General features: G+C 70.4%; 12 protein-coding genes. 2 read left to right on the top strand and 10 right to left on the bottom strand.

Going from position 1 to position 12,301, the window contains the following annotated elements:
* The first annotated feature begins 1 nt into the window (after position 1).
* Positions 2–985: a methylmalonyl Co-A mutase-associated GTPase MeaB gene (gene meaB / locus ACIQU4_RS31850; protein ID WP_403738051.1), complete on the top strand. Its 984-nt coding sequence runs from the start codon at positions 2–4 to the stop codon at positions 983–985.
* Between the two features lie 30 nt (positions 986–1,015).
* On the opposite strand, the gene ACIQU4_RS31855 is transcribed toward meaB, so the two are convergent.
* The gene (locus ACIQU4_RS31855) at positions 1,016–2,017 is read right to left on the bottom strand and encodes an asparaginase (RefSeq protein WP_403738053.1); all 1,002 of its coding nucleotides are present in this window, start codon (positions 2,015–2,017) and stop codon (positions 1,016–1,018) included.
* Between the two features lie 131 nt (positions 2,018–2,148).
* On the opposite strand from ACIQU4_RS31855, the gene ACIQU4_RS31860 reads away from it, so the two are divergent.
* On the top strand, positions 2,149–2,598 hold the full coding sequence (locus ACIQU4_RS31860) for an Lrp/AsnC family transcriptional regulator (protein ID WP_403738055.1): 450 nt from the start codon (positions 2,149–2,151) through the stop codon (positions 2,596–2,598).
* Between the two features lie 316 nt (positions 2,599–2,914).
* On the opposite strand, the gene ACIQU4_RS31865 is transcribed toward ACIQU4_RS31860, so the two are convergent.
* The 9 genes from ACIQU4_RS31865 to sbnA all read right to left on the bottom strand — a co-directional run bounded on the left by ACIQU4_RS31865 (position 2,915) and on the right by sbnA (position 12,301).
* Entirely contained in the window at positions 2,915–3,691 is a 777-nt protein-coding gene (locus tag ACIQU4_RS31865) for a class I SAM-dependent methyltransferase (RefSeq protein WP_403738056.1), read from the bottom strand.
* Positions 3,692–3,789: 98 nt separating this feature from the next.
* Positions 3,790–4,977: an acyltransferase gene (locus ACIQU4_RS31870; protein WP_403738115.1), complete on the bottom strand. Its 1,188-nt coding sequence runs from the start codon at positions 4,975–4,977 to the stop codon at positions 3,790–3,792.
* A gap of 106 nt (positions 4,978–5,083) precedes the next feature.
* Positions 5,084–5,875 carry an alpha/beta hydrolase gene (locus ACIQU4_RS31875; protein ID WP_403738057.1) on the bottom strand — a complete coding sequence of 264 codons (792 nt, stop codon included), beginning with the start codon at positions 5,873–5,875 and terminating at the stop codon, positions 5,084–5,086.
* A 330-nt stretch (positions 5,876–6,205) separates the two neighbouring features.
* Positions 6,206–7,429, bottom strand: coding sequence for a sensor histidine kinase (locus tag ACIQU4_RS31880; RefSeq protein ID WP_403738059.1), 1,224 nt, complete (start codon positions 7,427–7,429; stop codon positions 6,206–6,208).
* Positions 7,426–8,766: an FtsX-like permease family protein gene (locus tag ACIQU4_RS31885; protein WP_403738062.1), complete on the bottom strand. Its 1,341-nt coding sequence runs from the start codon at positions 8,764–8,766 to the stop codon at positions 7,426–7,428. Before ACIQU4_RS31885 ends, ACIQU4_RS31880 begins: the two co-directional genes overlap by 4 nt.
* A complete protein-coding gene (locus ACIQU4_RS31890; RefSeq protein WP_403738064.1) occupies positions 8,760–9,527 on the bottom strand; it encodes an ABC transporter ATP-binding protein in 768 nt (255 codons plus the stop codon). The genes ACIQU4_RS31885 and ACIQU4_RS31890 overlap by 7 nt, the downstream gene beginning before the upstream one ends.
* Before the next feature lie 99 nt (positions 9,528–9,626).
* The gene (locus ACIQU4_RS31895; RefSeq protein ID WP_403738118.1) at positions 9,627–10,268 is read right to left on the bottom strand and encodes a response regulator; all 642 of its coding nucleotides are present in this window, start codon (positions 10,266–10,268) and stop codon (positions 9,627–9,629) included.
* A 39-nt stretch (positions 10,269–10,307) separates the two neighbouring features.
* A complete protein-coding gene (locus ACIQU4_RS31900) occupies positions 10,308–11,291 on the bottom strand; it encodes a TauD/TfdA family dioxygenase (RefSeq protein ID WP_403738067.1) in 984 nt (327 codons plus the stop codon).
* The gene (sbnA, locus tag ACIQU4_RS31905; RefSeq protein WP_403738068.1) at positions 11,288–12,301 is read right to left on the bottom strand and encodes a 2,3-diaminopropionate biosynthesis protein SbnA; all 1,014 of its coding nucleotides are present in this window, start codon (positions 12,299–12,301) and stop codon (positions 11,288–11,290) included. Before sbnA ends, ACIQU4_RS31900 begins: the two co-directional genes overlap by 4 nt.

Consider the following 12,301-nt stretch of genomic DNA (forward strand, 5'->3'; position numbering starts at 1 on the left):
GATGCCTCCGAAGATCGAGATCGAGGCCTACGCGAAGGGAGTCCTCGACGGGAAGCGCGCGTTCATCGCGCGCGCCATCACCCTCGTCGAGTCCACCCTGCCCGCTCACCGTGCCCTGGCGCAGCAGCTGTTGACGGAACTGCTCCCCCACACGGGGCGGGCGCGCCGGATCGGGATCAGTGGGGTGCCGGGGGTCGGCAAGTCCACGTTCATCGACGCGTTCGGCACGATGCTGACGGGGCTGGGCCACCGCGTGGCGGTGCTGGCGGTGGATCCTTCCTCCACCCGCACGGGCGGCTCGATCCTGGGCGACAAGACGAGGATGGAACGGCTGGCGGTGGACCCGGCGGCGTTCGTCCGCCCGTCGCCCTCGGCGGGGACGCTGGGCGGGGTCGCGAAGGCCACCCGGGAATCCATGATCGTCATGGAGGCGGCGGGCTACGACGTGGTCTTGGTGGAGACGGTGGGCGTGGGCCAGTCGGAGACGACGGTCGCCGGAATGGTGGACTCCTTCCTCCTGCTCTCCCTGGCCCGCACGGGGGATCAGCTGCAGGGCATCAAGAAGGGCGTCCTGGAGCTGGCGGACGTCCTCGCGGTGAACAAGGCGGACGGCCCGCACGAGCGCGACGCGAAGGCGGCGGCGCGGGAGCTGTCGGGCGCCCTGCGCCTGATGCACCCGGCCGACGCGGCCTGGACCCCGCCCGTACTCACGTGCAGCGCGCGGGAGTCGGCGGGCCTGGACGAGGTGTGGAACCGCCTGGAGCAGCACCGCCGACTGCTGGACGCGGGCGGCCGGCTGGCGGCCAAGCGGGCCGATCAGCAGGTGGAGTGGACCTGGGCGATGGTCCGCGAGGAGCTCCTGGAACGCCTGCGCGGAAACCCGGCGGTCCGCGACGTGGCCCCTGGGCTGGAAGCAGCGGTCCGGGCGGGCACGGTCACCCCCACCTCGGCGGCGGACCGCATCCTGTCGGCGTTCGCCAACTGACCTCACGCGTCCGGGGTCGGCCGGAGCGGGTCAGGCTTCGATCAGGGCCGTGTCCTGGGTGCCCAGCGCGCGGGCCAGGAGGCGGGTCTGCTCCGCCGGGTCCGTGGTGGCCAGCAGGGCCGAGAGGACCGCGATGCGGGCCTGGCCGGCGCGGAGGGTGCCCGTCGGGACGGCGCCCGCGGCGACCAGGTCCACGGCGCCGCCGTGCGTGTAGATCTCGGTGACCGGGCCGGCCGGGACCCGCGTGGTCAGCGCCACCACCACGCCCCGTGCGATGGCAACCTTCACCGCGTCCACGATCTCCGGCGTCGCGTTCCCCGCGCCGGTGCCGATCAGGACGATTCCCCGGGCCCCCGCCGCGAGCGCGGCGTTCAGCAGCACCGGGTCCCCGTCCGCGTGGTGCATCACGACGTCCACCCGCGGCGGCACCTCCGGCATGGCCGGCAGCGGCAGCGGCTCCGGGCGCTGCGGGGTCCGCAGCACCGTGACCTTGCCGAAGCCGATCTTCCCGAGCAGTTCCTTCGAGGGGTCGGCGAAGGCGTCCAGCGCCACGGCCTGGGTCTTCACCGTGCCGCGGGCCGCGTGCACCCGCCCGCCGAAGGCGATCAGCACGCCGAGCCCCCGGGTGTTCGCCGCGGTGAGCAGGGCGTCGTAGAGGTTGCCCGGGCCGTCCCCGTCGGCCGTGCCCATCGGGCGCTGCGCCCCGGTGAACACCACGGTGCGCGGGTCGTGGTGGTGCAGGTCGACGAGGAACGCCGACTCCTCCAGGGTGTCGGTGCCGTGCGTGACGACAATGCCGTCCACGCCCGGATCGGCGAGCACCTCGTGCACGGTGCGCAGCAGGGTGAGCTGGTGGGCGGTGGTCAGCCGGGGGCTGTTCACGCTGAACAGGTCCACCACCTCGACGGTGATGTCCTCGGGCAGCGGCGCGGTGGCCATGACCTCGCGCCCGTCGGCGTCGGCCGCGAAACCGGAACCCTGCCAGCGGCTGGCTATCGTGCCGCCGGTGCTGATGACGACGATCCGTCCCATGGCCACCCTTCCTCGCGTACGGGTGATACCTCGTACAGATGTGCTGAGCTGGCAATGATAGTGAGATTTACGCGCAACGCGATTGCCAGTTTCACCCCACCCGCGCACATCCACTGGGTGATGATTGCTCCATGGATGCTATTGACCGTGAAATCTTGCGCGAGCTCCAGGCCGACGGCCGCCTCAGCAACCAGGAGCTGGCCCAGCGTGTCGGCTTGACCCCCTCCCCCTGCATGCGTCGCGTACGCCAGCTCGAACAGGACGGGGTGATCCAGGGCTACCGTGCGGTGATCGCCCCCGAGGCGGTCGACCGCGGCTTCGAGGTGCTGGTCTCCGTCGAGGTACGCCGGGACCGCGCCGCCGTCGAGGCCTTCGAGGCCGCCCTCCAGGACATCCCCGACGTCATCGAGGCGTACCGCCTCTTCGGCAGCCCCGGCTGCCTGCTGCGCATCGCCGTGGCGGACCTGCGCGCGTACGAACGCCTCTGGATCGAGAAGCTGACCGCCCTCTCCGGCGTCACCGAGGTCAACTCCCAGATCATCATGAAGCGCATCAAGGAACCGACGGGCCTGCCGGTATAGCGGCCCCTCCGACCCGAACACGAGAGGAAGCCTCAAGGCGGGCCTTCTCCTCGTCGGAGGCCACCACGATGTCCCACTCCAGCAGGACCGGCTCACCGTCCTCCCGCAAGATGCGGTCGTCCGCATCTTCACCGGCGGGGCGAGGCCGGGACAACGCAACGGAGCTCCCGGCGGGGCAGAAGGCCTGGCAAGATCCGACTGCCCGCGAGGGAACTCCGTTGGGTGCCCAGTGCGCCATCGCCGGCCTGCCGTCCGCCACCACCGGGGGTGGCCATGTACCGCGAGACGGGCTGGTGGCGCCACAAGGGCGGCGCCGTCAGGCGAGGGTGAAGAAGACCATCGGATTGTGCCGGCTGTCGCGGACCGGCACGTCGAGCCCCAGTCCGCTCTTCACCTGCCGGAGCTGCTCGATGACCTCCGGAGCATGTGCAGCCGACGGGGTGAAGTACGGGATTCGCCGCTCGGTGAGCCACTTCATGAGGACCGATCCCTCGCTCAGCGGCTTCGGGCGGCGCCCGTGGAAGACGTCGTGCACGCTGGTCGGAATCCCCTTGGGAACCTTCGGGAATACGTTGTCGATATACCAGTGGGCAAACCGGGCACCGTGGTCGGCGTCAATGAACAGGTAATCGGTCCGGGCGGGAATCTCTCCGAGCTGCTCACGGACGTCTCCCTTGGTGAACGTCCAGCGGTCCGCCGAAAGCTCTGCCGGCACATTGCTCACCACGTGGTCGACCATGTCGAACGAATACAGGTGGCCCACGCCGTTGTCCCGCAGCGCGCTCAGGATCCACATCGTGGACCAGCCGTAGAACGTTCCTATCTCGACCACGGTCTCGGGGCGGTGTTCGCGAAGCAGCAGATAGGTGATCTCGGCCTCGTAGTCGTCGAGCTGCGCCTTCATCGACTTCCCGCGCTGCTGCAGGAAATTGCGCTGCTGGTCCCTGACGGCGCGCAGATCGTCCTGGTACTTCGTGTAGAGCGCTCCCACGGATTCCACGGAGAGACTCCGCAGCGCATTTTCGGCACCCTTCGAGGTCGAATTCCCGGCGCCGTTCGGCACCGAATTCTCAACACCCTTTGAAACAGTCACGAAACTTCTCCTTTGTTTTCTCGAGTCCGAGGGAAGGGTAAATAGCGGACACCGTACACCGGTGCGATATCGGTCTGAAATCGTCCGGATATGTTCTTTTATCGGCGAGGCCGCCGGGAGGCCCACTCCAGATCGCGGAACGCCACCCAGCAGACGGCGAGTACACCCGCGAACACGGGAAGCCAGGCGAGGCGGCACCACACCCAGAGCGGGTTGTCCGGCGCGGTGTGGAGGGCGAAGAAGTGCTGTCCGAAGCCGGCTGAGACGACGGTGGTGGCGAGCAAGGCCGTCTGATGCCAGAGGAAGACCGTCATGGCCGAGAGGTTCAGCAGCGCCGCGGCCGCCCAGCAGAACTGTCCGGCAGTGGCTCGGGCCGACGCCCCGGGCCGGCTGTGTGGCAGAACCGGAATCGGCTCCGTCGGCTGCCCGGCGAGCCGGCGGATCGGACCGCACAGCAGCAGTCCCAGTCCGCACTGGGCCACGCCGAAGCAGACGGCCGCCAGACTCGGCGGGCTGAGATTGGACAGAGCGGCCCCGGGAACGCCGACCATGCTCGCCGGGTAGTCGCACCACAGCACCAGGACCGCCACCGCGGCCGTGCCGCCGACCAGCATGCCGACGGCATACCTGCGACGAGTGAGACCGTCCGCCGCCCAGAGCACACCCAGCGCGTACGGCACCAGCCAGCCTGCGGGGACGTTCAGCGACCGGGTCATGCCGACCCATCCCGTGTCACCCGCCAGTCCGCGGACCAGATCCAGGGCCGCGACCACCATGAAGGCCGCAACCGCCAGCCGGCCCGCGTACCGTCGAATCAGCGGGGTGGCCGCTGTGATCACCGCGTACACGCAGAGGAACCAGAGCGGGGACACGGCGAGCTGGACAAGGGTGCGGATCGTCTCGTACGCGACACCCGCAGCGGCCAGCCCGAGCAATACCAGCGACCACACAGCCAACAGGGCCGCCACCGGCCGGAACAACTGCCGCAACCGCTGGGCCAGCCAGGCGCGGTAGCCGATGTGACGCACCATCGCGGAGGCGTAGCTCTGGGATCCGACGCGGCCGCCGACGAAGAAGAAGACCGCAAGTGGCTGGAGCAGCCAGGTCACCGGAGCGAGGCCCGGCATGTGGCGCAACGGGCTGTCACCCCCCAAGTGGCCACCCGCTCTCAGCACGACAGCGCTCACGAGCCAGTGGCCGAGCACCACCCCGAGGATGGAAAGGGCACGAAGGGTGTCAACCGCGCGGTCCCGGGAGTATGGGGTCGCCGCGTCGATGCGCAACACCGCCTGGTGCAGCCGGTCCAATGCGGTCCGCTCTGCAGGCTGTTCGCGGGAGGGGCCGACCCCGGATGAAGAGGTTGCCGGCGTGCTTTCCGGCCGGGCTCGCAGATCAGACACGGGCCACCTCCGAGCCCCGCCCCAGGCTGATCAGGGCGATGTTCCGCAGGGAGAGGCCACCGGGACTCAGATAGTCGCCGTGCCGGCTGTCGCCGGTGGGGAGCGTCCGGGCGCCGAAGTCCGTGGAGGCCGGGTCGGCACCGAAGCCCACGCTCTCGCTGAACAGGGAGACCTGGGTGTGCGGCACGTTCGCAATCCAGTCCCTGCTGCCCCGGCCCGCCCAGAACGGGACGCGGATCCCCAGTTCGGAGGCCGACTCGGCGCCCATGCCCGGGCTGCCGAAGACGGCGACCCCGGTCAGTTCGGACTGCACCTCCTGGTCCGTCCCGCGCAGCGCTTCAGCGCACACCACGCTGCCGTACGAATGGCACAACAGGGCTGTGGAGGCGTAGGGGTTGAGCTCCCGCAGCTGACGGAGCTGGTCGCGGAGCCGGCTGCCGCCCAGGACCGCGCGGGAGTGGGTCAAGGTGTCACGGCTCTTCGTACGGGGCGCCTGGTAGCCGTACCAGGCGATGACGGCGACCCGTGAACCGGGGGCGAGCGAGCGCATCTCGTCGTACAGCGCACGGGCGCCGCCGCCCACGGAGCTGTGGGCGGAGCCGAGGTGGTCGAAGGTGTCGACGGTGGTGTCCGCGCCCGGCACCAGCAGCGCGATCCGCTGCGCGTGCGCCAGGTCTCCGAGCACCTCCACGGCCTGGCCGTCACCCTCGGCGCTGACGTCCAGGAAGGTCCTGTCGGCGGCGGCGAGTTGGCCGAGTACCTGGGCGCGACCGCTGTCACCCATCGTCTGCGCCGCCTGCGCTGCCTCAGAGATGTACCGCCGGTTCGCCGCGTAGCGGCCGGACAGGTTCTCCGCGGTGGCCGGGGCATGTCGAGGGGTTTCCGGCAGGCCGGGCACAGCCGACGCTGCGGCGGCCGTGACGGACGCAACGATGCATCCGGCAGCCGCGGCTATCAGTAATCCGTGTCTGATCCGCGCAGCGCGCATGGAGAGCTTTCCTTCCACTGGTGGGGGGAGAATTCAAGGGATGTCCGGGCCGTGAGGATCACGGCATACGCATCCGCGACAACTTCCGCAGGCGGAGACGGCCGGGCCCTGCCGGGCCGTGTTCCGTCAGATCTGGACGGGCAGTTCGATCACGGCGGTGGTCGATCCTGATGCCGGGCTGTCGAGGCTGAGGGTGCCGTCGACCGCGGCCAGCCGTTCACGGAGGCCCAGCAGACCGCTTCCCGCCCCGAGCCGGGCACCACCCACGCCGTTGTCGTGGATCCGGATCCGCAGCAGGTCCCCGACGAGATTCGCGTCCACCGACGCCTGCGTCGCCCCGCTGTGCTTGGCGACGTTCGTCAGCAGTTCGGCGACGCAGAAGTACGCCACTCTCTCGATCACCGCGTCGGGTCGCTCGTCCACGTTCACCTTCAGCGTGACCGGCACGCCGGCCTGCGCCGTCAATTTCGGCAGCGCGTCGACGAGTCCCAGGTCGAGCGCGGCGGGGCTGATCCCGTCGATGAGGCGCCGCAGCTCCGCGATGGCCGCGTCGGTCTGGGTACGGGCCCGTGCGACGAGCATGCGGGTCCGGTCGGCGGGCGGGGCGTCGCCGTCCAGGGCGTCCGCCGTCAACGACAGCGTGATGGCGATCGCGACGAGCTGTGCCTGCGTCCCGTCGTGCAGGTCCCGCTCGACCTGGCGCAGGCTGCGCGCGCCCTCGGCGAGGGCCGAGCTGCGAGCCCATTCGAGAGTGCGGACCCGCTGCTGCGCGACGCTGGGGCCGAGCAGGGTCCGGGCGAGCAGCCGATGCAGATTCATCATCGCGCGGACCGCCGCCGGGACGACCGCCAGTGCGGCCAGGCCGCCCACCACCGCGACGGCACCCGGCAACAGTCCCGGCCGGCTGATCAGCGCCCACACGGCGGACCACACACCGAGCGCCGGCAGGCCGATCGTCGCCACGAAGGAGACGACGTCGACCGGGAGCCGAAGCGTCAGGTACAGCATGCTGCGCCAGGCGGTCGCGTCGGACAGGCTGCTCCGAATCCAGCGCATCATCCCGGGGGCCGCCGGCGGGGGCGCGGGGGCGTCGACCGGCTCGTCGAGCAGCGCCCGGATCATCCGGGCGTGCACCCGCCCGAGGGACCGGGCACCCCTCAGGCCGGCAGCGAGCACCGGCAGTCCGAGCAGGGTCAGCGACAGCAGACCACCGATGTAGAGGACGGCCATGACGTAGACGATGCCGATCAGCGAGAGCGGCAGCCCGGCGAAGGCATAGCCGATCGCCGCCGGCTGTACCCTCAGTCCCCTCTGTCGGGGCCCGTCCTCGACGGCCGTGGTCGCCGTCATGCCGTGGCCGCAGCCGAGACGGCCGGCTCCGACGTCGCCTTCACACCGGTGACGAGGATCGTCGTGACGGTGAGCACCACCACGCCCAACACCAGGGAGCCGTACGTCTCCAGCGGGAGCGAGGGAAGCAGGCCGTCCGTGGCGGCCACCGCGAACGACACGCTCACGGGCGCCGCGACCAGGATCCCGAGCAGTACTCCCGCCATGGCGGTCAGCGCCGCCTCGGCGCCCAGCATCCGGAACATCTGGCGCCGGGTCGCACCGGTCAGGGTGAGCAGCGCGTACTCCCGCCGCCTGGCCGCCGTCAGCGACACGAGCGTGTTCACCGTGGCCACCGCGCCGAAGCCGGCCAGCATCGCGAGTTCCACCCCGCGCAGCCAGACGTCGCTCTCGGCGTACGTGCCGGGCGGGGCGACCTTCTGGAGCGTCCCCGTGACCGCGGCGAACGTCGTCGAGAGCCCGACCAGCAGCGCGATCGGCACCACCGCGGAAGCCAGCCGGTGGGCGTGCCCCCTCAGGTTGTCGGCGGCGAGCCAGCCACCGGCGTCCCCCAAGTGCCGGCTGCCCGCCAGACGGAACGGCAGACCGAGCAGCACCATCGCCAGACGCGCCAGCAAGGGTCCGAGCAATCCCACCACGATCACGAGGAGCAGCGACCCGAGGAGGGCCGCCTGAGCGGCCTTGTCCGCCGGCTGCCGCGCCGTGAATGCGCACAGGAAGCCGGCGCCCGCGAGGACGAGCACCCCTGCGATGCCTCGCACCCAGCCCAGCCGGCCGTGCTCGGCCGCCGTCTCCGCCATCGCCGCGGACGGCCTGCCGCGGACCGTGCGACGCGCGGCGAGCTTCGTTGCGCCGACGCCGACGAGTGAAGTCGCCGCCGTTGAGATCAGCATGGGCCACGGCGACCACGGCACGCCGGCTGCGGCCGGGGCCAGGCCGCGCGCGACGAGCTCGGTCAGGAAAACCCGCGCACCCCAGGAGCCGAGCACCCATGCCGGCGGTGAGACGAGCAGGATCACCAGCAGTACCTGGCATCTGATGAGCCGCTTGACCTGGACCGGCGTCGCCCCGCTCGTCCGCAGCAGAGCCATGTCGCGGGCTTGCTGACGCACGGAGAAGCCGAGCGTGTTCGAGACCACGAACAGAGCCATCAGCATCGCGATCTCGCCGAACGCTCCACCGATCATCGCGAGCCGAGAGTCGCCGCCGCCGGCGATCGCCGTTGCGATGAGAGAGCCGAACAGCGTGATCACGGCAACGGCCAGCAAGAGCGCCGTGGCAAGCCCTGCGAAGGCCGCGGGCCGGGCCCGCAGGGCCCCCAGCGCGAGCCTCAGCATGCCAGCCCACTCAGCTTCTCGGCGATCTGCGCCGCCGACGGGCGTACGAGGTCGTCGACCAGAAAGCCGTCGGCGAGGACGACGACCCGGTCCGCAAAACTCGCCGCGACCGGATCGTGCGTCACCATCACGCAGGTACTGCCCCCGATCTCCACCCGCTCGCGCAGCAGCCAGAGGACTTCCCTGCTGGTGGAGCGGTCGAGCGCGCCGGTCGGTTCGTCGGCGAAGAGGACCCGCGGCCGGCTGAACAACGCACGGGCCACGGCCACCCTTTGCTGCTGACCACCGGAGAGGCGTCCGGGCCGTTCCTTCCTCCGGTCCGCCAGGCCTACCTGCGCGAGGGACTCGGTCACCGCGTCCCAGTCCACCCGGGTGCCCGCCAGCCGCGCCGGAAGGGCGACGTTCTGTTCGACCGTCATGGCCGGCATCAGGTTGTACGACTGGAAGATGAACCCCGCCTCGGCACGCCTCAGCTGCGCCAGGCGCCGCTCAGGCAGAGCGGTGATGTCCGTCCGACCCCAGTGGACCGTGCCGGACGTCTGCAGGTCCATTCCGGCGACACACTGCAGCAACGTCGACTTTCCCGACCCGGACGGGCCCATCACCGCGGTGAACGTGCCGGCCGCGAAGGTGACGTCCACGCCACGCAGGGCATTGACCGCGTCGCGGCCACGGCCGTATGTGCGCTGCAGGTTCTCGGCGCGGATTTCCAGACCCGCTCCCACGATGGGTCGGACAGTGGCTTCGGTGCTCAGTGACATGTCTTCATTCTCGGCAGCACGGCCTGTGCGGAACACCGTGCTACCTCCCGTCTTCGGGGTTCGGATATCCGCCCCCCCGGGTGACCTGCACGCGTCGTACTAGGGCCTGACTTCCTGCAGGTACGCGACGACGGCCTTGACGCGTCGGTTGTCGGCGTTGGTCGAGGGCAGGTCGAACTTTGCGAACACGGACGCCGCGTGCTTCTCCACCGCCCGCTCGGAGATGACGAGCTGTGCGGCGATGGAGCGGTTCGAGTGGCCCTGGGCCATCAGGTCCAGGACGTCTCGTTCCCTGGCGGTCAGCCGGTCGAGGCGGCGCGCGCCGCTGTTCAGCATGCGGCTGACGATCTCCGGATCGAGGGCTACGCCACCGGCCGCAACCCGGCGCAGGGCTTCGATGAAGTCGGCCGTGGCGGAGACCCGTTCCTTGAGCAGGTAACCGATGCCGGACGCCTCGTCGGCCAGCAGGCGGGCCGCCCAGGACGGCTCGGCGTGCTGGGAGAAGACCAGGATGCCCACGTCCGGGTGGTCGGCGCGGAGTTGGACGGCGGCACGGATGCCCTCATCGGTGTGGGTCGGCGGCATCCGGATGTCGACCACGGCGACGTCGGGGGCGTGCTCGGCCACCGCGGCGAGCAGTTCGTCCGCGTCGCCCGCGGTGGCGAGGACCTCACAGCCGCGGGCGGTCAGCAGCTCGACCATGCCTTCACGAAGAATCACCGAGTCCTCGGCGATGACCACTCGCACAGCACGCTCCCCTGGTAGCCGTCAACTGGCACTTCATTCAACCAGAACGTAGCCGTCGTCCGGACGCCAGCCCCGGGAGCGGCGCAGGGCGGTGAGCGCGAAGGTGCGCTGCAGCCAGCGGTCCCTGCCGTCGTAGCGCGGGGTGAACGCGGTGCGGCCGTGCACGGTGACGTGGTTGTCGACGATGACCAGGTCACCCGGCAGCAGTTGGGACGTCGCCGAAACCTGCTCGAACAGCGCGCCCAGCTCGGCGAGGGCGGCAGCGCCACCCGTCGTGGTCGCCCTGGTCGCAGAGAAGTCCACCCGCAAGTCGGGGTCCTCCCACGGGCCGCCCAGCACCGGATGCCGGGGAGCGTCGGCGCAGCCGGGACCGAACGAGGGCGGCGCCTCGGTGACGAACTCAGGACGGGCCAGCGCCTCGCGGGAGGCCGGGCTGACCAGGTCCAGGACCTCGCGGACACAGGCGGTACGGGTGCCCGCGACACCTTCGTGGTCGGCACGCAGGCAGAGCAGCATGACGTAGTCCGGGCGGTACTCGTGGAACGCGTTCTCGTTGTGGAAGGAGAGGAGCACGGAGCCGGCATTGCCCTGGAATTCCTCGCGGCCCGGTACCGGTACGACGTCCTGCACCAGGGCGCCGGACTTCTCCCGCCGGAACGCGGCGGGATCGCCCAGTCCGCAGGCCACCATGAGGAGGACCGCAGCGGCGACGGAGGCGTCCCGCTGGACCGAGTCGGCGACCGACGGGGTGTCCCGTGAGACGTCGCCCAGCGGGAGTCCCCGTATCAGCAGCCGTCCACGGGGTCCGGAGTGCCGGCGGAACCGGCGGATCGCCTGCCGTAGCGGGGCGGGCAGGTTCTCCCAGGCATCACGGGCCGCCGCCACGAACTCGGGCGAGTCCACCCGGCCGTCGGCGACGTCGAGTATCCCGTGCGCGACGGCTTCCACCAGGGCGGCTTCACCGCCGAGCGCGAAGACCGTCTCTTCGGCAGCGTGCGTCTGCAGCAACTCGGTCATCGCGCAACACCTGTACTGGACATCATCGGTACTTCCTCAGCTTTCTCGGGTTCATCGGCGAGGGCTGAGCTGCCGTATATCTCCTCGACCCAGCCGCGGTGGTAGACCGAGTCCAAGTAGCGGTCGCCCATGTCGGGCGCGATCGCCACAGCGGTGAGGTCTTCGCCCGGAGCGTGCTCGTCGAGCCAGCGCATGGCTCCGCTGATCACGGTCCCGGTGGAGCCGCCGAGCAGAAAACCGCGCCCAGCCAGCCGGTGGCAGGCACGAACGGTCTCCACCTCGCTGACGTGGACCACGTCGTCCACGTAGGACCGGTCCAGCAGCGGCGGTCGCACTCCGGTGCCGAGGCCGGGGATCATCCGCGGCAGGGACGGGCCGCCGAACGTGACCGAGCCGACGGCATCGACGGCGACGACGGTGACCTCGGGCCGGTTCTCCTTGAAGTAGCGGGCGCAGCCCATGAGCGTGCCGGTCGTACCGGCACCGACGAAGGCCACCTTCAGATCGGGGAATCGCCTGGCGATCGCGGGGGCCGTCGACCTGTAGTGCGCCAGCGCGTTGTTCGGGTTCGCGTACTGGTTGAGCCAGACGTAGCGGTCGTCCGACTCGCACAGTTCCTGCACCAGGCGCAGCCGCGCGCCGAGGAAGCCGCCCTCGGTCGCGGGTTCCGTAACGGTGTAGACCGTGCCGCCCATGGACTCGATGAGTTGCTTCGTGGCCAGGTTGCACCTGTTGTCGGTGACGCAGACGAAGTCGTAGCCCTTGCTGGCGGCAAGGATGCTCAGCGCGACGCCGAGGTTGCCCGACGACGACTCCACCAGGATGGAGCCGGGCCGCAGCACCCCGCCGGACTCCGCGGCCTCGACCATCGCCCGTGCGGCCTTGAGCTTGATCGAACCGGCGAAATTGAATCCTTCGCACTTCAGGTAGAGCCTGCGCCCGAAGGTCCGACGGAGGTCGACGTACAAGTCCTCCTCGTGGTACTCCTGCGCCTCTGAGATGATCGGCAC

Origin of the sequence: Streptomyces sp. NPDC090741 (assembly GCF_044769045.1) — a bacterium.
Taxonomy (GTDB): domain Bacteria; phylum Actinomycetota; class Actinomycetes; order Streptomycetales; family Streptomycetaceae; genus Streptomyces.